Here is a 25,319-nt window from a genome sequence, read left to right on the forward strand (position 1 = left end):
TTCCTATAAGGGATGGAAACTTATACAAGCATATGCGTGTATAATAATAGTAGAACTTTTTATACTTCCTATAAGGGATGGAAACCATAAAGAAGCATCTTTGTTGTTATCTTAACAGGATCCTTTTTATACTTCCTATAAGGGATGGAAACTTCGGAGGCTGTCACTTTTATTAGGCCGTGGCATCATCTTTTTATACTTCCTATAAGGGATGGAAACAATGCCGCTTGAATCTTTTTTCGAAGATGCTTTTCCTTTTTATACTTCCTATAAGGGATGGAAACTCGTAAGAAACTGTCAGTGTTGCCGAAGCCTCTATCCTTTTTATACTTCCTATAAGGGATGGAAACTCTGTTATGGCTGCGTAGTGTTCAGAAATGGCCGGTCTTTTTATACTTCCTATAAGGGATGGAAACATCTTCCCGAAAGTGCGTAAGTTCATCGAAGCCGAGGCTTTTTATACTTCCTATAAGGGATGGAAACGGCTCTTCGAGTTCCTTGGGGTCCTGAGAATCTTCGGCTTTTTATACTTCCTATAAGGGATGGAAACTTCAGCCGATGAACCCTAAGGTAGAGATGCATGGCGACTTTTTATACTTCCTATAAGGGATGGAAACCCCACTACTCGGTTCTCGTGTGCATTGAAGTCTATACTTTTTATACTTCCTATAAGGGATGGAAACTCTACACTCCCGCTTGGATGGTATTTTTTTGAGCCATCCTTTTTATACTTCCTATAAGGGATGGAAACTTTGCAAGAATAGTATAACATCTTTTGCAACACATGCTTTTTATACTTCCTATAAGGGATGGAAACTAGGATCACGAATCGCCACTGGAACCCCCATAGCCTCTTTTTATACTTCCTATAAGGGATGGAAACCAGGTACAGACAGGATAGAACCGTGCATCACAATAACTTTTTATACTTCCTATAAGGGATGGAAACATATTCTAAAACGCTATATTACCTATAAAAATTAATCTTTTTATACTTCCTATAAGGGATGGAAACTCCAACCGTGGGGCGGCACTTTTCTTGTACATGTTTCTTTTTATACTTCCTATAAGGGATGGAAACTCGTTCGCAACTTTCCTGAGTACGTAGCTCAAAATACTTTTTATACTTCCTATAAGGGATGGAAACAAGCTCGATGCGGCGGGGAAACTCCCAGGTGACATTCTTTTTATACTTCCTATAAGGGATGGAAACATGCCTTGCAATTCCCACTCACCCCTCCTACCTGAGACTTTTTATGCTTCCCATAAGGGATGGAAACACAAATAACACCGGAAAATGGCATGGGTAGCGGGGTCTTTTTATGCTTCCCATAAGGGATGGAAACACGATTCCCCTTTTGCCGCATCGCCGAGAAGTGCCTCTTTTTATGCTTCCTATAAGGGATGGAAACCAATTGTATAGCTATGGATGGTAGTTGCAATGGCTTGCTTTCCCTGTTGAAACATTAAAACAGACCCCTAGGGTGCTGGCTGCCCCTCTCTTGATTTTCGATTCGGCGACGGTCTCCGGTAGCCTAGTTGCTATGGTGGAGTTAAAAGACCCCGATGGGGCAACTCTTGTGGTGCCCTTGCGACTTAATAAGAGGCAGGAAGGGTGGTATGTAGTTAACGAGATTTCTAGTGTTTACGGAAGAAAGCAGCATGGCACTCAGAAGCCGAACAATCAGTGGTTTATTAATCAAGCAGAAGAAGGTCGGTTACGTTACATAGACACAAAAAAAGCTCCGCGTGGTCAGACCTGTCGGGACAGGATTTACTTCTAGGCAAATCCCATCCGCATGGCCGAGCAAGCGAAGCCTTGTTAAACCAAAATATACCAACAGAAGCTGACCTTGTCAAACTAAAATAACAATTCTCATTCTTTTATCAAGGTAAAGCTCATGGCTCTACGTCTTTTAGCTCCAGAGATACTGTAATCAGACTGTTCCAGACAGCGAATAGGCCCTCTCCCCTATTTGCATGGCGAGTAGCCGCAGCTAAAACAGTAGGCGCATCCGGAAATCATTTCCATGGGGCTGCCACACTCAGGGCAGCGTAAATCATGTTTTTCCTCCACGTGCCCCTCTTTTTCAATAAGCTTCTCAAGCAACATGGCTATAGCGTCAGGAATAGATCTGGCAATGTGGGTATCATCGTAATCAAATACCCAGTATTCCTTCCCCGATAGCCCTTTCAATGTAGCAATAAAGTCTTCCAGCTTGCCCCCGCTGCGCAAACCGATGGATATGGCACGAGAGAGAGCTTCTGTCATAGCATTGAGCTCCGATCCACTTTTACCTATAGTGGCAAAAACCTCAAAAGGCTCGCAACCATCAAAATTGAGGGTAACGTACATGCTTCCCCATGGTGTTTTCTGCTTTATAGTTTTGCCAAAAACAATAAGACCCGGCCGCTTCTTTACTTTACTGGTATGAGGTTTTTCCTCTGCCTTTCTCTCTATCTCTTCTTTTTTCTTCACTTCGATAGGTTGGGCAGAACGGGATCCATCTCTATAAATAGTAATCCCCTTGGCACCCATTTTATAGCACATGGCGTACACACGTTTTACATCATCCACGGTGGCAGAGTTGAGAAGGTTCACAGTTTTACTAATTCCACTATCGATGTACCGAGCAAAAATACCTGTTACCGCTACATGCTCATCAGTAGAAATATCGTAGGCTGTAACATAAATAGGGTTAGAAAGAGCTCCTGTTTGTTGCAGTTCTTCCTGTTGTTCTTCATCTAGCAGTTTATGGCAGAATTGCCGAAGTTCATGGCCAGATCCATCAGTCTTCATTATGCGTCGTGTCCATGACCATGCAAAGTTAGGTTCGATTCCCGAACTTGTATCTACAAGCATGGAAATAGAACCGGTAGGAGCAATACTTAAACGACGACTATTTCGAATATTGCCTGAAGCCAGGGCTTTTAAAAGGTTTTTCACCTTCTGGATCCGCTCTTTTTCATTCCCCATAGAGTCATGGGTCAACACGCTTTCCAGAGCATTGACCAGTGTGTAAGGGATGGTTTCCGTTGCTCGCATGGTGGCTATCAGGGCGTAAAGATCTTCCTCGCCAACACGGGCGAACCATTCCTCTGAGAAAAGATCTTCTCCTTCCGTTTCCTCCTTAAAAAGTTTAAAAAGTTTTTCTACTAAATGGCTTTCATCAAAGGGAGTTTTGTTGGCTGACGATACGAGTTCTTCAGTAGCGCATAATGCAGCGGCAGCTAAACTTTCTCCCAGAGATGTGCAGTACAAGTTAAAACTCTCGCTTCCATAACGCATACCCAGCATAATAGCAGCATCGGCAAGTCCCATAATACCAAGACCCACTGGGCGGATCTTTTTCGTCCGCTCCTCTATTCGTTTCAATGGGTAGGAACAGGCGTCGATCACAAGATCAAGATAATACATAGACCGATATACCTGATCCACAAATGCTTCCATATCAAAGAAGGACAAGTCTCCCTTTGCTGTTACAAAAGATTCCACATTGATAGAGCCTAAGTTGCAGCTTGTGTAATTAGGCAAAGGCTGCTCACCGCAAGGGTTTGTCGATTCGATACGCCATTCTTTATCAAGTTTTAGAAGATTATCAACATTGGCCCGGTCAATAAAGAAAACACCAGGATCTCCCCTTCTCCAAGCGCTTTCACAGAGCTTATCCCACAATTCTCTGGCTGGCAGCGTACGGACTACGCTCCCATTAATACGCGAAAGGAGGGGAAAATCTCCATCGTCATGTACAGCTTGAATAAGGCGATCAGAGACACAAACAGAAATATTAAAGTAAGAGAGCTTCCCTTCCTCAACCTTGGCATCAATAAAATCCATAATATCAGGGTGATTATCGTAGAGCATCCCCATAAGGGCAGCTCTTCGCCGTCCTCCCTGCACAACCACCGATCCCATAGTGTTCCATGTCTCCATAAAGGAGATGGGACCACTGGCTTGTCCTCCCGTTCCGCCATTTATATCGGCGCCTCTTTCTCTGAGGTTGCCAAAGTTTCCCCCTACTCCACCCCCGAATTTGCTTATGATGCTGGCGTCTTTCACAGAGTCGAAGATCCCTTCTATGCTGTCTGGGATGTTGATGACAAAGCAGGCGAAAAGCTGTTGATTTTTCGTTTTCGCCTCTAAGAGAGTCGCATAGTCTTCGAATGTCATTTCCGTTGGAGATTTGTAAATCCGTTCTGCCAATTCCGGCACAATAGTCATTCCTGCGCCAGCACTGAAAAGACACGGCGAGTTAAAAAGAAAACGCCTGTTGAGAATATCGTTGAAGATGTTCATTTCAAGAATTTGGAGCCACGGAAGACTCTGAGGATCGTCTTTCTCAAGGTAAAGGATTTCGGCACTGGCTATGATACGTGATATGCGCCGAGCAAATTCCTCGAAAGATCGTTCTTGACGGATCCCTTCCTCTTCTTCATCGTATCGCTGAATAAAATACCTTTGGGAAAGAAGCCACATGGCATTTTCAGACAGTCGAAGTTCGGCGGGATGTTCCAAAACATCCAGGTCGATATGGTGGTTGAAGCGTTCGCGGAACAGTTTGATCATCTCTCTCGACCTCTTTTCGTTGAAATACCCTATATATAGGGCCATTACTATAATATGACGCTAACTTGAAAGATACCACTGTATTTTATTAGGCCTTTCTGTCTCTTTTTTATGGGCGGTAAAACCTATATAAAAAAGAATATACTCTTTAGGGTAAAATGATATTATAGATGAAATTGTTGAAGATAATACTGCTATATATTCCACGGAGGTGTTAAGTAGTGGGCACATACAACTTCGATGCAATTATTGATCGACACCATACGTCCTGTGAAAAATGGGATTTTATGACGAAGAAATTTGGCCGTGACGATCTTCTGGCCATGTGGGTTGCAGATATGGATTTTACAGCTCCTCCTGAGGTTGCGGAGGTGTTAAAAAATCGAGTTGATCATGGAATTTTTGGCTATACAGGGAAAAGTGACAATTATTTTCAATCCATTGTAGAGTGGGTTGAGAAACGACACAAGTGGGGAATAGAAGCGGAATGGATCCGCCATTCCCCGGGGGTTGTTCCTGCCCTTTCCATGGCTGTTCTTGCCTTTACGAAGCCGGGAGATGGAATTGTCGTGCAACCGCCAGTGTATCCCCCTTTCTTTAGCGCTGCTAGCGGGCGTGGACGCCATATTATAGAGAATCCGTTAGTAGAGCGACATGGCCGTTTCGAAATGGATTTTGAAGATCTCGAGAAAAAAATAGATTCTTCCGTGAAAATGATTTTCCTTTGCAGCCCTCACAACCCTGTAGGAAGGGTTTGGACCAAAGAGGAGCTCACGAAGCTTGGAGAAATTTGCCTTCGCCACAATTTGATTGTGGTTTCTGACGAGATCCACTCAGATATTATTTACAAGGGCTTTCACCATATTCCCATGGCGTCTCTTTCCCCGGAGATCGCTTCCAGAACTATTACTTGTATAGCTCCGAGCAAGACTTTCAATATTGCGGGGCTTTCTACATCGGCAGTAATTATTCCAGATCCTCAAATTCGGGACGCCTATACTTCTGTTTTAAACTTCCTTCACATTGATGGAGGGAACCTTTTTGGAACCTTTGCCCTAGAAGCTGCTTATAGGAAAGGGGAGCCGTGGCTTCATGCTTTACTAGAGTATTTGGAAGGAAACGTGAATTTTATTGAAAAATATCTAACTGAAAATCTTCCCGACATTAAACTTGTACGACCGGAAGGAACATATGTTCCTTTCCTTGACTGCAGAGGACTTGGCCTTTCTGGCGAAGATCTTTTCAATCTTATAATTAACAAAGCGCGAGTGGCCATGAACAATGGAGCTTGGTTTGGCACGGGAGGGGAAGGCTTCATGAGAATGAATATCGCAACACCCCGGGCCTTGATCAAAGAAGGCCTTGACAGAATATCCCGAGCTGTTGCCTGTATTGAAAAATAGTTTATGCGCGTAAAAGAGCGGGGCCATTCTTTCCAGAACAGCCCCGTTCTTTGTTTCTAACTACGTTTTTATTTCGTTCTTTCCTTCAGTGGTTTCCCTAAGTTTTTTCGAATATAAGGGCAGTAAAGAGCCGCTACAGGATTATGCCCAAGCTTCCGGTCTTTTACCACTAAGGTCGTCGCAGGAGCTACAGAATGGCGATAAAAAACAGCGTCATGGCCTACACAAAGGCCTAAAACAATATTAAGTTCGCTTCCCGATTCGTTTAAAACCCTGGCTTGCTCTGCAGGATTGCAGGAGATCGTGCCCACCCACGGCTTCAGCTTCGCACCTACACTCTCTTTAGGAAGAGAGCCAACTTTACAGCAAACGGAACAAAGCTCAAACTCCTTTTCAATAATTGAGGCAAGGAGAGTTGCCTCTTCAGAAAATCCAACGCAAAAGGCGAGGCCAAGTTTTTTAAATCTCATGCGTCTGGCAAACTCCAATGTTTCATCAACTCGACAGGCCTCTCCATAAAAGAGGGCTTCTATTTCAGAAGACACCGCAACGAGACGACGATCAAGATCGTTTTCATACAGGGGCAGACTCTCCTTGGTTTCGCAAGGGTTCCCTTTCTGACAAGGGTGAGCAAGGCACTTATGACACTGCATTTTTAGCTGAAACCTCCTCTTTATAGCGGTTTAAAATGAAATTAATAATGATACGATCCACGTTTTTCATGCCCTCCACATTAATAGCAGCAGCATTTTCCACGGTTTTTTCAATGGTTTCATCTACAACTCCTTGAGGACCATCTAGTTCATGCCCCTCTAATACCATCATTGCAGCACAATAGGCTTCATACGCCCCTGTCCCAACTTTGAGAGCACACGTGTCTTTGGCTCCATCGCAAATCATGCCAACAAGGTTGCTTACGAGAATCGCCATGGCTTTTTCTGCCTTGCATATATCTTGAGACAAAAGGTAGGCTATGCCAGCCGCTGCTCCAGCACCGGCTGCTACACTACATCCACATACTGGGCTCAGGCGCCCCATGCGGCTTTTTATAAAGCTTGTGGAAAGATGACTTAACACTATAGCACGAGCTATTTCTTCCCTGGTTTTCTGATAATATTTCCCCACTGTGGCTACAGGCAGAATAGCGGTAATACCGTGATTGCCACTTCCAGCGCTGCTCATAACGGGAAGAGCTGCTCCAGACATTCTGGCATCTGATGCCGCTGCAGAAATAGCTTTTATTCTATCGCCAAGGGTTCGGAAATCATTGTCGTCGCCAGCAAGTTTCATTACAGTTTTTCCTACTCCGAGCCCTGTTTTTCGCGTTGGATCGAGTCCCAGCATGGCAATTTCCATGTTCATGCGTACGCCTTCCATAACATACTCTATGTCTTCTTCATCTATGTCGTTAATAAGACGTGCGAGATCACGGTAGGCCATTGTCTTAATTTGGTCAGAAATATTTTTTACATCACTCTTGTTCTTTTCGGAAATTCCCTGCAGTTCATACCGAGATTTGCCATCGAGGGCAACTTGAACAATATTTGTATGACTTCCTTCAATTACGCACTCTGATACATGTTGGTCCGTGGTTACTACAGCCTTAACATAAACGCCATTCTTGTTCATATCAGGCAGAACTTTAATTTTACCTTGATCTATATATTTTTGTGCCTGTTGCACAGCCTCTCTCGAACAATCTTTTAATACTTCAAGGCCATACTCGGCATTGCCGCAAACAGAAGATAAAGCAGCCGCAATTACATTTCCTTTTAACCCTTGTGTGCCGGGAATGCTTACAGCTATGCCATTTTTGTAGATACTGCCACTTACTGTAACCTCAACAAACCTCACACTCTCATCCCCTATTTCCTGACGCGCCCGGGCCACAGCCAAAGCCACAGCACCGGGCTCGGTACACCCAAGAGCTGGTGTAACTTCAGAGCGCAAAAACTCTTTCGCTGAAAACATGTTTTATGCCCCCTTTACTTCATATTTATATTTATCTTCTTAATTTTAAATCAAGAAGTACTTTCTCGCAGACACAAAATGTTAAAAATCTACACCCCATGAAGTAACGATGGAGCAACCATTTTCTGAGGGCATACCCACCTCTCAAACTCCTCTGTCGTTACATATCCGAGTTGCAACGCCGCTTCTTTTAATGACATCCCCTCTTTATGAGCTTTCTTGGCAATTTCTGCTGCCTTATCATAACCAATATGGGGTGTAAGAGCTGTAACAAGCATCAGAGAGTTCTGAAGGTACATATCAATGCGTTTCTGGCATGGCTTTAAGCCACAGGCGCAATGCTCCTCAAAGGAGTTCATTGCATCGGCAAGGAGGCGACATGACTGTAAGAAATTATAGATAATGACAGGCATAAATACATTCAGCTCAAAATTTCCCTGACTGGCGGCAAAACCAATAGCACTGTCGTTGCCCATTACCTGTACAGCTACCATGGTTACAGCTTCGCATTGGGTGGGATTCACTTTTCCGGGCATAATAGAGCTACCCGGCTCATTAGCGGGGATGGTTATCTCCCCCAGACCGCAGCGAGGACCAGAGGCCAACCAGCGAATATCGTTGGCTATCTTCATGAGATCAGCCGCTAAGGATTTGAGTGCGCCATGTGCAAACACGAGTTCGTCTTTACTTGTAAGAGAATGAAATTTATTTTCTGCCGTACAAAAGGATTTCCCTGTGAGAGAACTTATTTGCTCAGCCACGCAAGAAGCGAAATCTGGATGGCTATTCAGGCCAGTACCAACGGCTGTTCCTCCAAGGGCCAAATCTTTCAACATGTTGGATCCATTAAGAATCATGGCTCCGCAACGTTCAAGCATCCTCACCCATCCACTTACTTCCTGCCCCAGAGTAAGAGGTGTAGCATCTTGTAAATGAGTTCTCCCCACTTTCACAATATGCTGGAACTCTGCCGACTTTTTCAAAAGCGTTTCATGGAGACGGCGAAGAGCAGGCAAAACGTTGTCTTCCATGGCAAGAACAGCCGCTATATGCATAGCCGTGGGGAACGTATCGTTAGAACTTTGAGAACAATTAACGTGATCGTTAGGATGAACAGCTGGGGAATTGCCGGTAATTTCATTCGCGCGATGAGCAAGAACTTCGTTCACATTCATATTTGTTTGGGTACCGCTGCCCGTTTGCCATACTACGAGGGGGAAATGTTCCTGAAGTTTACCTTCTAAGGCTTCGTCAGCCGCTTGCACAATGGCATTTCTTCTCTCCTTATCAAGGAGCTCTAGGTTACAGTTCACAACAGCCGCGGCTTTTTTAAGAATAAAAAATGCTTTCAGTATGTCATAAGGCATTGTTTCAGTGCCAATTTTAAAATTTTCAAGGCTCCTTTGCGTCTGGGCCCCCCACTTTTTATCTGCTGGAACCTGTACTTCTCCTAGAGAGTCTCGCTCCACCCTATATTCCATTCCATGTCCCTCCCCAAAAAAAATGGGGGCATCTTATAGAGATGTCCCCACATAAATACATATCTCCTGCCTTTATTTCTGGCAGGCGATAAGCTCCATTTCTACCTGACCGCCAAGGGGCAGCGCTGCCACCTGAACGCAGGAACGAGCTGGTTTATCGCCAGGGAAATATTCGGCATAGACCTCGTTCACCGCAGAGAAGTTAGCCATATCAGTAAGGAAAATGGTTGTCTTCACCACGTCATCAAAAGAAAGATCCGCTTCCTTCAACACAGCAGAGAGATTCTTCATCACCTGATGGAACTGATTTTTAATGTCGCCTTCCACAAGCTTTCCTGCTGCCGGATTCACTGGTAACTGCCCTGACGCAAACAAGAAACCATTCACCAAAACAGCCTGAGAATAAGGTCCTACAGCTTTGGGAGCTGTCGGCGATGCAATTATTTTTTTCATTTCATATCGTCCTTTCCGAATAAAATTAACCGCTAAAGCGGTCGTCGGCCTTCACGTTTTCTGGAGAAATATCTTGTTTTTCCAGCCATCCTGACCGAAATTCTCTGCCAAAAATATCAAACTCTGGCACAAAAGGTTTAATATCAAGAAGAGGGGTTCCATCAAGAATATCCACATCTTCTATAATAAGCTTACCCTGTTGAATAGCCACAAGGCGAACAACAGAAAGCCCGATCTGGTTAGGGCGACGAGGGGCTCTAGTAGCAAAAACACCGTGATGCTCGACGTCCATAAACGGCTTGACTGTCAGATCAAAGCCTTCTGAAAGGTGAAACCAGTATAAAAGGTAAATGTGGGAAAAGCCTTCGAGGCCCTGAAGACCTTTTTCAAATTCTGGAAGCACTTCCACACTTCCACGAATACCTCGGGCGCCGGCTGGCTGGATAGGCATTCCTTTCCTCTGTCTAAAAGGGGACCGGATAATCCCAATACTTTGCAGCTTATATTCCAAACCCATAGCTTCCCCTCCAATATCTTTTTAATTTCATTATATCTCACAGTCGATAAAAAAACTTTTTTGACGGAATAAATTTCTTCGCTAAAATAGAACTATGTGGAAAAATTATCCGTTTCCTGATGAAGAATGGTTCGATAATGAAAAAAAGAAGTCATCCAGGTTCCCGAAATATTTTCGAGATATTCTGCCGAAAGTATGGGGATTATGGTTGTTGCTGTTTGTTGCTCTTCTCGCTTCTCTTGCTTTCCCCTCTTTCGCTCGTTTTTATACAGACTATCTTTGGTTTAAATCTCTGGGGCATGGTTCCGTATTCTGGACGATGCTCCTCCCCAAATGGGCTCTTTTTATACTATCAGCTCTCGTCTCTTTCTCGTTTCTTTTCCTGAATTTTCGAATAGCTCGTCACAATACGCTACAGCTTATAACTGCAGATTCCCCTTTCGGGAATGTTCCCAAAAAGTTTACTTCTGTTGTGGTTCTCTCTGCATCCGGTATTTTAGCTATACTCAATGGTCTTTCCACTCAGAGATACTGGGACATGATCCTCCGTTATCTCCATAGCAGCTCTTTTGGTTCTGTAGATCCTATCTTCGGGAAGGAAATGGCTTTTTACATTTATAAACTTCCTTTCTTAAGCTTCCTACAAACCTGGTTTATGGGACTTCTTATTCTGGCTCTTGTTGGTGCGGGCTTTATGTATTCTTTTGTCATCGCTCCAATTGTTATGGGGCAACATAACCCAGTTCCACGTACAATTTTTAAACATCTATCCCTTTTGGCAGCAACTATAGCCCTCCTTTGGGGTGCCGGTTTTTGGCTCGAACGGTTCAATCTTCTCTATTCTCCCCGGGGCGTGGCTTTCGGAGCCAGCTATACCGATATACATGCCGAGCTGTTGGCTCTGAACGTTATGTGGGTTCTGACCATTATCGTGGCTCTGCTTTTAGCGGTAGGGCATTACAAGAAAACGTGGAAATTCTCCTTAGGGATTATTGGCCTTTTGTTTGCCTCCTCTCTCCTTCTGCGAGGCGTGTACCCTAGCATTATCCAAAAGTACGTTGTAGAGCCCAATGAATTTGACAAAGAACGACCATATATAGAGTACAACATAGACGCAACATTAAAAGCTTATAAACTAGATTCGCTGAAAACAGTCTCTGTGGTTCCAGAATCAGAAGTTACATGGCCTATGATAGATAAAAACAAAGAGACAATTCAGAACGTGCGTTTATGGGACTACGACCCTCTTCTCAGGAGTTTTAAACAGCTTCAGGAAATTCGATCTTACTATGATTTTATTGACGTGGATATCGACCGATATACTTTTAATGGCGACTATCGTCAGGTTATGGTTGCTGCGAGAGAACTAGATTTTAAAAACCTTCAGAACCCTACATGGGTGAACCAGCGTGTAGAGTTTACACACGGCTACGGAATTGTAATGAATCCGGTTAACGAAGTGGGTCGCAGTGGGCTTCCTGCGCTCTGGATTGAAAACATTCCACCTCATATAGCAGTTCCCATAGAACTAAATCGTCCTCAAATTTATTACGGAGAGAAACCTAGCTCCTATGTTTTTGTTAAAACTACGGAAAAAGAATTCGACTACCCTATTGGGGATTCTAATGCGAGAACGACCTACGAAGGAAGTGGGGGCGTTTCTATTGGCAACTTTGCCAGACGGCTCCTCTTTGCTCTGCGTTTTGGAGACTCTAAAATTCTTTTTACAAACTTTTTTACTCCTGAAAGCCGTGTGCTTTACTACCGAAACATACAGGAACGACTGCAACGGTTAGCTCCTTTCCTTTTCTATGATGAGGATCCCTATCTCGTTATTCATGAGGGGCATCTTGTATGGATGCAAGACGCCTATACAGTAACTGATCGGTATCCCTACGCAGAGCCTGTCCTTATTGGCTCCGAAGAAAGGCAACGTAACGTTAAAATCAACTACATTCGCAATAGTGTAAAAGCCACAGTCGATGCATATGACGGGACCGTCCATTTTTATATTTCAGACGAGAAGGATCCTTTAATTAAAACATGGGCTCAAATTTTCCCAGGCCTTTTCCAACCCATGAGCCACATGCCTGAAGGCCTGAAAAAACATATTCGATACCCTAAAGACCTTTTTTCTGTGCAAAGTGAGATATTAAAAATCTACCACATGCAAGACCCTAATACTTTCTATAACAAAGAAGATGTATGGCAAACATATAAAGGCAGTGGGAATAAAGAAGAACTTGGGGCTTTTTATGTCATTATGAAGATAGAGGAAGATCAGTCTGCAGAATTCGCCCTCATCACACCCTTTACTCCCGTCGGCCGTGACAACATGATCGCATGGATGGCGGGAAGATGTGATGGTGACCGTTATGGAGAACTTTTTGTTTATACGTTCCCTAAGCAAAAACTGATCTATGGGCCGGCTCAAGTGGAAGCCCTTACAAATCAGCACCCAGATATCTCTGCCCAGCTTTCTTTATGGAGCCAAAGAGGCTCTGATGTTATAAAAGGTAATATTATCGTTATTCCAATAGAGAAAGCCGTTCTTTACGTTCAGCCTCTCTATCTCAAGGCTGAAAATAGTGATTTGCCGGAACTAAAACGAGTTATTGTTTCCACTGGAGGGCGAGTTGTATGGGCAGAGCGTCTTGACGAAGCCCTGGAAAAGCTTTTAGGGAAACGAGAAGGGGTAGCAGTTCCATCAAAGGTTGTCTCGCCAGAAAGGCCTGCGGATGTAACAAAACCCGCTGAAGGAATAGATACAACACAAAAACAACAGGTGCGAATAATGATAGAAGAAGCACAAAAGACTTGGGAAACAGCACAGGAAGCCCTTCGTCTTGGGGACTGGGCCCAATATGGAGAAGCTATGAAGCATCTTGAAACGTTACTTCAGTTATTGTATCGTTCTACACAAGAGTAAGAGTCGCCTCTCTCGCATAGGGTTACTTAAGATAAGAAGAGTTGCCTTGACTTTTGTGTATGTTTTTGGTTTCATTTCTCCCTCTATGCATAAATGTCTTCACGTAAACGTAAAAGACAAATAATATCTATTATTTTAGCTTCTAAGGATAAGAGAAAAAGGGGAACGGGCCGCCTTAAAAAAGCGGCCCGTTTTGGTGCGCCCGTGGTGTTTGGTGTTATACGAATGATATTAACGTTATGCTTCAGATTCTTTCGGTTTCAAATATCCCTGTTTATCGTATTCATACTCATTGAGGGCCTTCGAAACAACCTTCGCCAAACCGAGAACAGCAATAAGGTTGGGGATAACCATCAAACCATTGAAGGTATCTGCCAATTCCCACACAAGATTCACTTTCAAGGTAGAGCCGAGTACGATAAAAATCATGACCAGAATTCGATAGGGGGTAAGGCCCTTTAACCCAAAGAGGTAGCGGATATTAGCCTCACCAAAGAAGTACCATCCAATAACAGTGGAGAAGGCAAAGAAGAAAAGGCAAATAGCTACAAAAGTGTTGCCAAAACCGCCAAAAGCATTAGTAAAGGCATTTTGAGTAAGTGCAATGCCTGTTGTCTGACCATCAAGAGTTCCTGTTACAAGAATAACGAAAGCGGTAATGTTCAAAACGATAAATGTATCGATAAAAACGCCAATGATGGCCATCAGACCCTGTTCTGCTGGGTGATCAACCTTGGCTACAGCGTGAGCGTGAGGAGTAGATCCCATACCAGCCTCATTAGAGAAAAGGCCTCGGGCTACGCCATAACGCATGGCTTCTTTAACTGTAGCTCCAATAAGCCCACCTGTAGCGGCTCTTGGATTAAAGGCCCCAACAAAGATCATCTTGAAGGCAGGGATGAGCATCTCGATATTCATAACAAGGACAATGACTCCGCCAATAATATAAAGGAGAGCCATGAGAGGCACTACTTTTTCTGTAAAAGATGCGATTCGGCTAATGCCGCCGAAGAAAATAAGGCCTGCAAGAAGAGCCAAACCAATGCCTACATAAAGACTGGGCATATTGAATGCCGTCTGGAACGCATCGCTAATAGAGTTGGACTGTACCATATTGCCGATAAAACCGAGGGCAATGATAATAGCGATAGAGAAAAATGCGGCAAGTCCCTTGCTTCCAAATCCCTTACTGATGTAATAGGCTGGCCCACCTACAACCTGTCCGTCCACGTCTCGTTCTTTATATATCTGGGCAAGGACAGCCTCTGCAAAAATCGTGCTCATGCCAAAGAAAGCGCTGATCCACATCCAGAAAATGGCGCCAGGTCCACCAGATGCTATAGCCGTAGCAGCTCCTGCGAGGTTACCTGTTCCAACTTGAGCTGCAATTGCCGTGGCCAGAGACTGGAAAGAAGACATCCCTTCCTTTCCGGCTTTCTCTCCAAAGAGAGTTATTCCACCAAAGGCATGGCGACAAGCATCTCCAAACTTCCGTAACTGCACAAACTTCAGTCGAAACGTAAAATAAATTCCAGTACCGCAAAGGAGGAAAATAAGGACGTAACTCCACAGAATACCATTAATACCTTGAACAATATCAATGAGCTCCATAAAAAAACCCCCTTGGTCTTGTAATATAAAAACAAAAAAGCCCCCTTTCTTTGTTAGATTATGTTATGAGATGAACAAAGTCAACGATATAAAAAGAAGTTTAAATATAAAAATATGTTTATTTATAGACAATTATATACACAACAAAAAAGGGGACACCTTAAGGTGTCCCCTTCACATTGCATCTGGAGCGGTACTGTTTTCTTAGCGTAACGGTTAGATTTCCCCTATCAGTTTCAGGACAGCTTGAGCTATAACGGCAGAACCTACGTATGTTCCAATAAAAACAACAAATGAAACCACAATGATTCTCCAGCCCGTTTTTTTCAACATTCCCAGGTCTTTGCCAAGCGAAATACCAGCATATGCCAGAATCGGTGTTGTAAGGGCCAAGAAATTAACTTTCTGAACCCAGGCAGAAAGAAGAGCGGATCCTGGAAACCCTGGGTATGTCAAGATACAGCCGATGGTAACAATATAAGCCACTGAAGGAATGCGGACTGGAATAAATTTTGCACATAGCACTCCAGCCATACAAATGGCCACTAAAGCCAACATTCCTGGGACAGCACTCAAAAGAGGTGTATTTGCCCCCACGAAGTTTCCTATAAGGGTCATAACGGCAACAATAATAAGAACCATAAAAACTTCAACAGACTTCATGAATTACACCCCCTTGTATTGAGGCTCTTCCGGAAACTCTCCGTATTTTATTTTGTACGTTTTTTTGTAGAGCCATTCGGAGAGGGGTAGGGCCATCCATAGAGACATATAAATACCATCAAGGCCTGAAAGCATGTTGCTCGCCGCACCAAGAGCCTGAATTTTATCGGCAATTTCGGGGTACATAGCGCTGAGAGAGCCTACAGAAGCCGTCATCATGCTAGCACTTCCAACACCTGAAGCCATACCTAAAGCCAATGGATGGAATATATTGAGAGCCGCTGTAACAGTAGCCATAAGGCCATAAAAAATTGTACCGAAGACTGTTCCGCAAATATAAACTCCCATTACCCCTTGCCCTTCAGGTGTATCAAGCCCGTAAATATCTCCTATTAAAGCCACATTAGGCTCTCGAGATACAGAGTGAGCTGCCCCAATTGTTTCTCGCTTCAATCCGAGCAAGACAGCCACAGGAACTCCTACTAAAACGGTCCCCAGGTTGCCAAACTCCTGCAAAATAAGAGCAGGGCTTGTTTTGAGAATCATGGGCAGATTAGGCCCCACGAGGGTGCCATATCGCGCCATAAGAAGCATAAGGGTTACACCGATAAGGCTTCCTGCATCTACCATATCTTTCTGATTCGCCAATTTCAAAAACTTTGGCCCCAATAGAGCCCCCGCCATAAGAGCATAAAGCATCGGGAGAAGGACAATGGTACCAATACCTACCTTAAAAGAGTGAATTCCGATCCATTCTGCCATTACCACTAGGGCAAGAACTAAAGCGTGAATTTTCCAGTTGCGGATCGCATCCCACACGTTCTACCACTCCTTTCATATATTGAAGTAACGCTCCAGAGTTTGAAGATATTCTTCCCGTGTCATGAGAGGACGGTGAGTTTTAAGCAATTCCCGTCCTTTTCCTGCTCCGTTGTAAAGTAGGTCAATAACAGTTGTCGCCATAACTTTCGCTGGAAGAAGCACTGCCGCTTCATAATCCACAACTCTAAAATCTCCTGAATGAAGGGCTCCAATAACTCCTCCAAAATAAGGATGAATAGCAGGCATAATATGGCAGAGATCTCCCATATCTGTGGATCCGTCAAAATGAGGAGCTACCACAATGTTTTCTTGAGGCACGAATTTCGCTGCATTTTTGGCAAATATGTCGTTCATGGTTTTTGAGCATGCGAGAGGGAGGTATCCCGGGATCGTAACAATTTCGGTCTTGGCTCCTACTGCATCGCCTCCAGAGCGAAAAGCTCGATCAAACTTCGTATGGGTGCCATTGATCGCATCCATGGATCTTCCTCGTACGTAAGCTTCAAGACGGACATCAGCAGGCACTGAATTTACAGTATCGCCCCCTTTAGTGATAATAAAATGGACTCGAATATGATCATCATCTCGAAAAGTTTCTCTCGTAGCGTGGACGGCGTTAATACCAAGCACCGCTGCATTAAGCGCATTAATTCCCTCGTGAGGGGCAGCGGCAGCATGGGTAGCTTTGCCGATATAGCGGATAGTTTTCGCAATAAATCCATTTCCAGTCTCGCCAATAAGAAAGGTTGGATGAGGCATATTCGTTCCGGCGTGAGCCATCATGGCCATATCTATATCATCAAAAGCTCCCTGATAAACTAATTCCTGCTTACCGCCAAGGAAATGAATTTCGCCTTTTTTACGGCGTTCCATCCGTTCTTCAATTTCAATGAACTCCTCTGCAGGAACTCCCATAAAACAGACAGAACCATCCAGCTCTTTTCCCGCACCAGCACATGTTAGTCCCATAGCAGCGCCAAGCATGGTTCCTATTTGCAGATTATGGCCGCAGGCATGCGCCGCTCTCGTCTCTTTCACTGCTTGAGGATGATCTGGGCTAATAACCCCATCGAGTTCGCCAAGAATCGCCACTGTAGGACCTGATTCCTTCCCTTTCAAGCGTGCTTTCACTCCGGTTATTGCCAACCCCGTTTCCACGGGAAGTCCAAGCTCTTTCAGAAACGCTGCTACACTGGAAGATGTACGGACTTCTTTAAAACCCAGTTCTGCATGGCCACCAATCTCTTTAACAAGAGAGAGGAGATCCTCTTTCCTCTCATCAATACACTGACATACCCGATTTTTAAGATCTTGCACACTCATATTTTTAACACCCCTTGCTGAAGTGGATAATTTGTATTGTACTGACATTATATCTTGTTTTACCCTAGAATCCATCCAATAACTTTTTTTGTAGCAATATATTAGTTATCCTTGTACAATTATGCATGTTCATTTTTCATTTCATGGAAGTTGGTGAATGTTCTTTTGAAAAAGTTTTTCTTTTGCATAAGTGGCATAGTATTTTTACTGCTACTTCTCTTCTTCTGGAAAGGATATTCTAAAAAAAACCCCTATAGTTCCAGAGAAAGTTACGCCTTAGGGACCCTTATACGAATTCAAGCGCAAGGCGAGAACGCCCCTCAAGCTCTCGAAATGGCTCTTCAACGAATTGCTAAAATCGAAGATCATATGTCTCTCCATTCTTCTTCCTCCGATATTGCTTTCGTAAATCAAAAGGCAGGAATAGAACCTGTAGTTGTCCATAATGACACTTTTTTCGTAATGGAACAAGCTTTAAAATATGCACAGAAAAGTTCGGGATATTTTGATCCTACTATTGGCCCCATTGTGGATCTTTGGGGTATCGGAACCAACAAGGAGAAACTACCAACGGAAAAAGAGATTACCCAAAGGCTTCCATTGGTAAATTACGCTCATTCCGTTATCAATAAAGAAACGCAATCCATTATGCTTCTACAGAAAGGACAAATGCTGGATCTTGGCGGCATCGCAAAGGGATATGCTGCAGATGAAGTGGCTCAAATTTTTAGGGGAAAGGGAATTAAAAGCGCTCTTATCGATCTGGGCGGGAATATATACGCATACGGAACCAAAGCTGACGGGACCTTGTGGAACATTGGCATTCAAGACCCCTTAGAACCTCGAGGAACACCCTTGGGGATCGTAAAAGTTTCTAATTGTTCCGTAGTAACATCAGGCAATTACGAACGTTTTTTTGAAGTGGGGGGGAAACGGTATCATCATATATTTGATCCTCATAGCGGCTACCCTGCCGAGTCTGGGCTACTGAGTGCCACTATTGTATCTCAGACATCAATTGACGGAGATGCTCTCTCCACAACTCTCTACATTTTAGGGAAAGAGGAGGGGCTCGCTTTTATAGAACGCATCCCTGGCGTTGAAGCCCTTGTTGTTACGGAAGAGAAGAAAATTTATGCCACATCAGGAATGTCTAAGATATTTCGTCTTATCAAGGGGAAGGGTTACATATATGAAGAAGGGAAATAAATTTATAACGACACTCTTGGTGATACTTATAGCAGGAAGTCTCCTCGTGAGTTTCACATATAAAAAATGTGAAGGGACGGGAAAAACAGTGGCTGTCATAGAGGTAGACGGGCACATCGTAAGGGAAGTAGTTCTTGATGATGTTACTGCCCCGGAAGAGTGGTCTCTCTGTGGAGAAAACACATATAATGTAATTAGGATAGAGCATGGTCGAATTCGCTTTCTTGACGCCAACTGTCCTCATAAGCAGTGTATTCGATCTGGATGGTTATCCCAGCCTGGGGAGACAGCTGTTTGTCTGCCCCATAAGACAAGTATCAAGATTATCGGACACAGGGGCCGCTACAAAGGGCCTGATGCCATTTCTCATTAAGGAAGGGGGCTTTGCGATACATGTACAGCAAGAAGCATCTGAAAGCTATGATTATAATGGCTTTGCTTGTAGGTCTCGCCCTTTCCATTCATGTGGCAGAAGCCCAGATACCTCTCATTTTTCCAGGCGTTAAGCTGGGGCTGGCAAATATTATTACTCTTGTAGCTCTTCGACTCTACGGATGGAAAGAAGCTCTCACCGTCACCCTCCTCCGTATTGGTCTTTCCGCTTTCTTCAGTGGAAATATGATCGCCTTTCTGTGCAGTTTTACAGGAGGGGTATTGAGCTGCCTCCTTATGATTGAGCTTGATAGACACTTCAAAGATTCAATAACGCTCCCCTACCTTAGTATCGCAGGAGCAGTAACCCATAATATAGGACAGCTACTTGTTATTATCGCATTAATACAAAACTTTTATGTCATATTCTATTTGCCTGTGTTAATTTTATCAGGGGCAATTACAGGCTATTCTACAGGCTTTCTTGCCTCTCTTTTGAGCGAACGGCTTAAGAGGGTGCCTCAAATGCGCCTTTAAAGAAGGGCCATCTTTACACTGGACAGCCCTTCTTATAGTTGATATTATGTTCTAATATATGTGGGTACTGCCGCAAAGAATAATCCTGCCCGAAAGAGCAATTCCCTTGTTCTATTATTCCAATATGGCTTCAAGAACCTGTTTACGACTAAAACCTTCAAGGCGAAGATAAAAATCGGCCACATCGAGGAGTGCCTGCATAGGTGTAAGGCCAATAATCTCGCTGCCTACTATATTCACCCCGTAGCGAGCAGCCTCAGATTTCACCGTCTCAAAAACCCTATGGAGAGGCGTTCCCTCATAGTTAGTCATGTTAATAGAAACTTGGGCAATTCCACGCTCTTCCAACATAACGCCCATAGCACGACAATATTTATAGCCTCCCTTTGCTTCCCTGATAGTCTGGGCGATTCTCTTGGCTATGGCCAAATCACTTGTTGAAAGGTTAATGTTGAAAGCAATAAGGAAGGGGCGAGCCCCTACAACGGTGGCACCTGCCGTAGGATGCATGGTTTGAGGCCCTTCGTCAGGCGCTCGTTCTGGTGTCTTTATGAGCTCTTTAAGCCCTTCATACTGTCCTTCTCTCACTTTAGGAAGGGATCTCATTTGAGGACGTTTTGCGGCTTCCTCGTAAAAATAGACAGGAATATTCAACTTTTCTCCTATATCTTTCCCTAGAGAATGAGCGAGCTCCACACATTCTTCCATTGTTACGTTAGCCACTGGAATGAAGGGGATAACATCTGTAGCGCCAATGCGGGGATGTTCTCCATGATGTTTCTCCATATCGATGAGCCCCGCTGCCTTGGCACAACAAGCAAAAGCTGCTTTTTTAGCAGATTCGGGATCACCTACGAACGTAAGAACTGTTCTGTTATGGTCTGGATCTGAAGAGTAATCAAGAACCTTAACTCCAGGAACGCCACGAGCGGCATCAACAATGGCTTCCACTACATCTCCTCGTCTGCCTTCGCTGAAGTTAGGAACACACTCTACAAGTTTTTTGCTCATATTCACACGTCCCTTCTTTTGATGAATAAATGAAAGGCCGGCATCGCCTCAATTGCCGTACCGGCCTTCGACATCCTCTATGAGATAAGTCTATTTGGTCAGATAGTTGATAAACCAGACAATGTTAGGCAACCCTACAAGGTCAATGAGCACTGCCCCGCAAAGAGGCACAATGAGGAACGCTTTGTGAGACATAACTTTATAGCGCTCACAAACAGCGCCCATGTTAGCAACAGCATTAGGAGTGGCACCCAGGCCATGCCCCATAAAGCCTGCACACATAACGGCAGCATCATAATCCTTGCCCAATAGGGGGAAAAGAAGGAAGGCCCCCAAGAGGAAAATGGCAACAGTCTGTAAGGCAAGAATAATAATTAAAGGAACGGCAAGATCGTAAAGTTCCCAAATGCGAAGGCTCATCATGGCCATGGTCAAAAAGAGTCCCAGAGAGACGTCAGATATAAGATCTATCGCTTTGCTTCGAATCTTTACTAAAGGGAAATGATCGTTTATGTTACGGAATACCACTGCAACGAACATGGCACCTACATAACCGGGGAGGCTGAAATTATACCATTCTTTAATTTTACCTGATAGGAAGCTACCTAAAGCCATCATTACGAGGACAAGTGCTAGCATTTTCAAGAAGTCGAAACTTGAAAAAAGATTTTCTTCCTCTTCAATATCTTGAGCTGTAGGCTGAATATAAATCTCTTCCTTACTGGCTTTTATATCTACGTTATGACGATCTATAAGCCATTTGGCAAGAGGGCCACCCAAAAGACCACCCGCAATGAGTCCGTAGGTTGCCGCGGCAATAGCCACAACTTTTGCACCAGCCACACCTAATTCTTCCGCCATGGGACCAAAAGCAGCTGCTGCACCGTGCCCTCCTTCCAGAGAAACAGCTCCCGCCATAATGCCCAAAGCCGGATGGATTCCCAACATTTTAGCAAGCCCCGCACCAAAAGCATTCTGGAAAACAGCCAGTCCCCAACAAAAAACCAGGTAGACGATAAGCGCTTTCCCTCCCTTTTTAAGAAGACCGAAACTACCTCCAATACCGACAGTGGTAAAAAAGGCGATCATCATAGGTGATTGAAGGGCCGTGTTGAACTTAAGAGCGCCGCCTCCCTGGTGGTGAAGTACTAATGCGATAAGAGACATGAGGACGCCTCCTATGACGGGAGCAGGGATACAAAAAACCTCGAAGAAGCGGATTCGTCGTCGCAGGCCGTACCCAATCATAAGCAAAATAGCGGCAAGAGCTGTAGTCCAGACTCCATCAAGGTTTATAGTAAAAATATTGTTAGCCACTTCAAAAGACATAAAAATTCCCTCCTTATCTGATGGAACTACGCATTGTTCTCTCCAACTGTCTTCAGACTTTGCAAGATTGCAAAGCCCCTTTGACATGAGGCTTCAAAAGTTACAATTTGAAAATATTGGCTCGTTCCAATTTAAGCGGATTCTCAATGTCTTTCTCCACGTCTATAGTCCTCAGTTCACCTCCCTCGACAATTCTTGCCCCCCCTATATAGAGGTCCACAAGTTTTTCTCCATCAAGAACCTTAAAATCCGCAGCGGCTTGAGGTTCTAAAACGCCAATTTTAAAATCATGAAAATCAAAAGGAAGATATCCAAGCTTTTTCGATTCTTCGTAAGAAACCGCCGGATTTATTTTTTTCAGATAGGCAATTTCTCTTTCTATTGAAAGGTCATCGTTACTCGCCTCTCCGTCGGTACCGACATAAACAGGAATCCCCCGGCGGAGAAAGGCTTTCAGATCTGCTCGGCCTGCTTTGACCCTATCATTCATTCTCGGATTTAAAACAACGTTCATACCACTTTGAGCTATGAGATCTTTTTCTTCTTCGCTTGTCCAGATACAGTCAGAAAGTATAAGATGGCTTAAAGAAGCCACTTTTCCCTCCTGATAGAGGCGATAAAGCACGTCTACAGGCCTGCCTCCAAACTGTTCTTCGCTTAAACGCACGTCCCCCTCATCTTCAGAAAGGTGAAGCTGCACTTTTCTTCCTTCCTGATACCCAAGATTAATGCCATGAATCATAGCGTCCAAAGTATTCGCATGGAAACTATGGAGAGAAGGGGCCACTATAACACGAGGATCGTTCCATGCCTCAACTTCTTTTTGAAGGGCTTTATAATTTCGTTCTGCCCCATCTATAGTTTCAAAATAAGAATGCTGAGATTCCCTCTTTTCCGGGTAGGCTGTTTGGGAAATTACATCATAGTGCATCCTCCCAAAGTAAAGGCGTATCCCTACATCTCGTGCCGCTCGAAGTACCTCTCTGTCCAGCTCGTTTCCTCGCCGATTGTGGCAATAGAAAGAAACCATCACAGATGTAATTCCATAAGAAACCATGCGAGAAAAGGCTCTGGCGCAGGCTAGATAGACGAGTTTTGGGGTCAGAGAGACGCTGTATCGATAGATAGTATGTCGACACCATGTAGCTAAATCCCATGTCGGATCTACCATCTCCACATAAATAGATTGCTCTGGATGAGAATGGGCATTAAAATCTCCAGGAGCTATTCTGAAAGAGCTATAATCAACCTTGGCTTCAGAAGGAAAATCAAGATTATTCCACTCTCCTGCCGCAAGGAATTCCTTAAAAAGGCCCTTGTCTCTATCGATAATGGCGATCTTCAGTTCTTCCCCATTTTCGAAGACAAAAGTTCCCTTTATAGCAAGTTCTTTCCCAACCAATATGTTTTCACCTCCGAGGTGTCCGCTTTCTCTAATAAATCTATCTACAGGCTATTTTCAAAATAAGATCGACAATGAACTATATTTGCGCGCAAGGAACGGGTCAAGGAATGTTGGTAAGTAGAAGTAGAAGTAGAAGTAGAAGTAGAAGTTACAATCGAAGCTGAAGTTAATATTAAAGCATAGAAAAACAAATTTTTATAAACAGTTATTAGATTTTACTATATATAAAGAGGGCTGTCTGAAAAGACAGCCCTCTTTATATATTTATCTTTTATTTTTGCCCTTAAATAACTATCCCGCCATCTCCTCACCTTTTACAAGGTTCTGCACAGAAATAGCCCCAACCGGACACTTCATAGCGCATGAGGTACATCCTGTACAGAGATCGGGATCGATGACAGGAAGATTATCTCTCATTGTAATAGCCTGGGGGGGACAGACCTTAGAGCAGAGACCACAGCCAATACACCCTGCATCACATACTTTTTTCACCCCTACCCCTTTTTGGGTAGAGTTGCAAGTAACTCGCACTGCCAAAGCCGCCGGGATGAGAGAAATCACGTTTCTTGGACAAACAGCCACGCAGGCTCCACATCCTGTACATCGGTCTTCGTCCACCTTAGCGACCCCATCCTCCATATACATAGCATCAAAGGGGCACGCCTTTACGCAGCTTCCAAAACCAAGGCAGCCATTTTTACAGGCTTTCGTACCACCACCTGGAACAATCGTCGCCTTTCGGCAATCAAGCACTCCCTCATAAAGAGAGATTTCCCTTGCTTTCTCCCTTGATCCAGCACATCGCACAAAAGCCACGCGTCGCACGAAAGGGCCTACTTCAACCCCTAGAATAGCGGCAATTTTACGAGCTACTTCGGCACCTCCAGCATTACAACGATCAGGAGAAGTCTGGCCAGAAGCCACAGCGCTCGCATATGCGTCGCATCCAGCATAGCCACAACCACCACAATTGGCTCCTGGCAAAATATCTCGAATTTGAGCCACTTTAGGGTCAATTTGAACTGCAAATTTTCTCGCTGCAAAACCAAGCAACAATCCAAAAAAGAGACCTAATCCTCCAAGACTTATGGCGGGATAAACTATCGCATCCAACATTCCACGTTCCCTCCTAAATCAAACCGCTGAACCCTAAAAAAGCGATGGACATAAGAGCCGCCGTAATAAGACTAATGGGCAGCCCTCGCAAAGCTTCGGGCATGTTCGTATTATTCTCCATTCTCTCTCGTAATCCTGCCATTAAAACAATAGCAAGCAAGTAGCCGAGAGAAGCGCCTAGAGCATGAACTATCGACTGCATTAAACTATAGCCTTCGTTCATATTAATTACGGCCACACCAAGAACAGCACAGTTTGTCGTAATCAAGGGAAGGTAGATGCCCAAAGCCCAGTAGAGCGCCCTCCACTTTTTCCGAATGACCATTTCTACAAACTGAACCAATGCTGCAATCACGAGAATAAAGGCTAACGTGGAAAGATACGTAATATTCAGAGGCACAAGGATTAAATTATACACAATCCATGTCATAATGGAAGAAAGTGTGATGACAAAAACGACAGCCAATCCCATGCCCACAGCAGTACTTACGCTATTGGAGACTCCAAGAAACGAGCAAATTCCAAGGAATCGAGACAATAGAATGTTATGAACAAGAAGAGCGTCTATAAAAATAGCAAAAAAACTCATTTTATTCTCCT

21 protein-coding genes and 1 CRISPR repeat array are annotated in these 25,319 nt (G+C 44.1%); of the genes, 6 read left to right on the plus strand and 15 right to left on the minus strand.

What is annotated here, in order from left to right:
• Positions 1 to 55 precede the first annotated feature (55 nt).
• Positions 56 to 1,412: a CRISPR direct-repeat array (repeat unit 30 nt; unit sequence CTTTTTATACTTCCTATAAGGGATGGAAAC).
• Between the two features lie 24 nt (positions 1,413 to 1,436).
• Complete coding sequence (locus B3L97_RS10050) at positions 1,437 to 1,784, plus strand: hypothetical protein (RefSeq protein WP_353889994.1); 348 nt, start codon at positions 1,437 to 1,439, stop codon at positions 1,782 to 1,784.
• A 188-nt stretch (positions 1,785 to 1,972) separates the two neighbouring features.
• Here the strand turns inward: B3L97_RS10050 and B3L97_RS09795 are convergent, their stop codons facing one another.
• Complete coding sequence (locus B3L97_RS09795) at positions 1,973 to 4,567, minus strand: adenosylcobalamin-dependent ribonucleoside-diphosphate reductase (protein ID WP_286935018.1); 2,595 nt, start codon at positions 4,565 to 4,567, stop codon at positions 1,973 to 1,975.
• A gap of 221 nt (positions 4,568 to 4,788) precedes the next feature.
• On the opposite strand from B3L97_RS09795, the gene B3L97_RS09800 reads away from it, so the two are divergent.
• A complete protein-coding gene (locus B3L97_RS09800) occupies positions 4,789 to 5,970 on the plus strand; it encodes a MalY/PatB family protein (RefSeq protein ID WP_286935019.1) in 1,182 nt (393 codons plus the stop codon).
• A 68-nt stretch (positions 5,971 to 6,038) separates the two neighbouring features.
• On the opposite strand, the gene B3L97_RS09805 is transcribed toward B3L97_RS09800, so the two are convergent.
• The 5 genes from B3L97_RS09805 to tsaA all read right to left on the minus strand — a co-directional run bounded on the left by B3L97_RS09805 (position 6,039) and on the right by tsaA (position 10,392).
• Positions 6,039 to 6,623, minus strand: coding sequence for a DUF1847 domain-containing protein (locus tag B3L97_RS09805; RefSeq protein ID WP_286847865.1), 585 nt, complete (start codon positions 6,621 to 6,623; stop codon positions 6,039 to 6,041).
• Positions 6,610 to 7,941 (minus strand): serine dehydratase subunit alpha family protein, encoded by a 1,332-nt coding sequence (locus B3L97_RS09810; protein ID WP_286935020.1) that lies wholly within the window; start codon positions 7,939 to 7,941, stop codon positions 6,610 to 6,612. Before B3L97_RS09810 ends, B3L97_RS09805 begins: the two co-directional genes overlap by 14 nt.
• 89 nt (positions 7,942 to 8,030) lie before the next feature.
• Positions 8,031 to 9,422: a class II fumarate hydratase gene (gene fumC / locus B3L97_RS09815; RefSeq protein WP_286847863.1), complete on the minus strand. Its 1,392-nt coding sequence runs from the start codon at positions 9,420 to 9,422 to the stop codon at positions 8,031 to 8,033.
• 72 nt (positions 9,423 to 9,494) lie between these two features.
• Positions 9,495 to 9,875 carry a RidA family protein gene (locus B3L97_RS09820; protein WP_286847861.1) on the minus strand — a complete coding sequence of 127 codons (381 nt, stop codon included), beginning with the start codon at positions 9,873 to 9,875 and terminating at the stop codon, positions 9,495 to 9,497.
• 25 nt (positions 9,876 to 9,900) lie between these two features.
• The gene (gene tsaA, locus B3L97_RS09825) at positions 9,901 to 10,392 is read right to left on the minus strand and encodes a tRNA (N6-threonylcarbamoyladenosine(37)-N6)-methyltransferase TrmO (RefSeq protein ID WP_034326124.1); all 492 of its coding nucleotides are present in this window, start codon (positions 10,390 to 10,392) and stop codon (positions 9,901 to 9,903) included.
• Positions 10,393 to 10,600: 208 nt separating this feature from the next.
• Here tsaA and B3L97_RS09830 point away from each other — a divergent pair, with 208 nt between their 5' ends.
• Positions 10,601 to 13,321 carry a UPF0182 family protein gene (locus tag B3L97_RS09830; protein WP_286935021.1) on the plus strand — a complete coding sequence of 907 codons (2,721 nt, stop codon included), beginning with the start codon at positions 10,601 to 10,603 and terminating at the stop codon, positions 13,319 to 13,321.
• A 237-nt stretch (positions 13,322 to 13,558) separates the two neighbouring features.
• Here B3L97_RS09830 and B3L97_RS09835 read toward each other — a convergent pair whose 3' ends face one another.
• The 4 genes from B3L97_RS09835 to B3L97_RS09850 form a co-directional block, all read right to left on the minus strand.
• Positions 13,559 to 14,932: an alanine/glycine:cation symporter family protein gene (locus B3L97_RS09835; protein WP_286935022.1), complete on the minus strand. Its 1,374-nt coding sequence runs from the start codon at positions 14,930 to 14,932 to the stop codon at positions 13,559 to 13,561.
• A gap of 216 nt (positions 14,933 to 15,148) precedes the next feature.
• Positions 15,149 to 15,595 (minus strand): hypothetical protein, encoded by a 447-nt coding sequence (locus tag B3L97_RS09840; protein WP_286935024.1) that lies wholly within the window; start codon positions 15,593 to 15,595, stop codon positions 15,149 to 15,151.
• A 3-nt stretch (positions 15,596 to 15,598) separates the two neighbouring features.
• Positions 15,599 to 16,414: a DUF3100 domain-containing protein gene (locus B3L97_RS09845; protein ID WP_286935025.1), complete on the minus strand. Its 816-nt coding sequence runs from the start codon at positions 16,412 to 16,414 to the stop codon at positions 15,599 to 15,601.
• Between the two features lie 15 nt (positions 16,415 to 16,429).
• Positions 16,430 to 17,740 carry an amidohydrolase gene (locus B3L97_RS09850; protein WP_286935026.1) on the minus strand — a complete coding sequence of 437 codons (1,311 nt, stop codon included), beginning with the start codon at positions 17,738 to 17,740 and terminating at the stop codon, positions 16,430 to 16,432.
• A 165-nt stretch (positions 17,741 to 17,905) separates the two neighbouring features.
• On the opposite strand from B3L97_RS09850, the gene B3L97_RS09855 reads away from it, so the two are divergent.
• The 3 genes from B3L97_RS09855 to B3L97_RS09865 are packed head-to-tail and all read left to right on the plus strand — an operon-like array spanning position 17,906 to position 19,858.
• Positions 17,906 to 18,949: an FAD:protein FMN transferase gene (locus tag B3L97_RS09855; RefSeq protein WP_286935027.1), complete on the plus strand. Its 1,044-nt coding sequence runs from the start codon at positions 17,906 to 17,908 to the stop codon at positions 18,947 to 18,949.
• Positions 18,933 to 19,322: a NusG domain II-containing protein gene (locus B3L97_RS09860; RefSeq protein WP_286935028.1), complete on the plus strand. Its 390-nt coding sequence runs from the start codon at positions 18,933 to 18,935 to the stop codon at positions 19,320 to 19,322. Before B3L97_RS09855 ends, B3L97_RS09860 begins: the two co-directional genes overlap by 17 nt.
• A 20-nt stretch (positions 19,323 to 19,342) precedes the next feature.
• Positions 19,343 to 19,858, plus strand: a complete 516-nt coding sequence (locus tag B3L97_RS09865; protein ID WP_024821149.1) for a Gx transporter family protein — start codon at positions 19,343 to 19,345, stop codon at positions 19,856 to 19,858.
• Between the two features lie 114 nt (positions 19,859 to 19,972).
• On the opposite strand, the gene ftcD is transcribed toward B3L97_RS09865, so the two are convergent.
• The 5 genes from ftcD to B3L97_RS09890 all read right to left on the minus strand — a co-directional run bounded on the left by ftcD (position 19,973) and on the right by B3L97_RS09890 (position 25,308).
• Entirely contained in the window at positions 19,973 to 20,869 is an 897-nt protein-coding gene (gene ftcD, locus B3L97_RS09870; protein WP_286847852.1) for a glutamate formimidoyltransferase, read from the minus strand.
• A gap of 90 nt (positions 20,870 to 20,959) precedes the next feature.
• On the minus strand, positions 20,960 to 22,198 hold the full coding sequence (gene gltS / locus B3L97_RS09875) for a sodium/glutamate symporter (RefSeq protein ID WP_286847851.1): 1,239 nt from the start codon (positions 22,196 to 22,198) through the stop codon (positions 20,960 to 20,962).
• A gap of 100 nt (positions 22,199 to 22,298) precedes the next feature.
• Positions 22,299 to 23,600 carry an amidohydrolase family protein gene (locus B3L97_RS09880; protein WP_286847850.1) on the minus strand — a complete coding sequence of 434 codons (1,302 nt, stop codon included), beginning with the start codon at positions 23,598 to 23,600 and terminating at the stop codon, positions 22,299 to 22,301.
• Positions 23,601 to 23,894: 294 nt separating this feature from the next.
• The gene (locus tag B3L97_RS09885) at positions 23,895 to 24,719 is read right to left on the minus strand and encodes an RnfABCDGE type electron transport complex subunit B (protein ID WP_286847848.1); all 825 of its coding nucleotides are present in this window, start codon (positions 24,717 to 24,719) and stop codon (positions 23,895 to 23,897) included.
• Positions 24,720 to 24,732: 13 nt separating this feature from the next.
• Positions 24,733 to 25,308 (minus strand): electron transport complex protein RnfA, encoded by a 576-nt coding sequence (locus tag B3L97_RS09890; protein WP_024821154.1) that lies wholly within the window; start codon positions 25,306 to 25,308, stop codon positions 24,733 to 24,735.
• Positions 25,309 to 25,319 lie beyond the last annotated feature (11 nt).

It is taken from the genome of Aminobacterium sp. UBA4834 (assembly GCF_002400205.1).
In the GTDB taxonomy this organism is placed as follows: domain Bacteria; phylum Synergistota; class Synergistia; order Synergistales; family Aminobacteriaceae; genus Aminobacterium; species Aminobacterium mobile.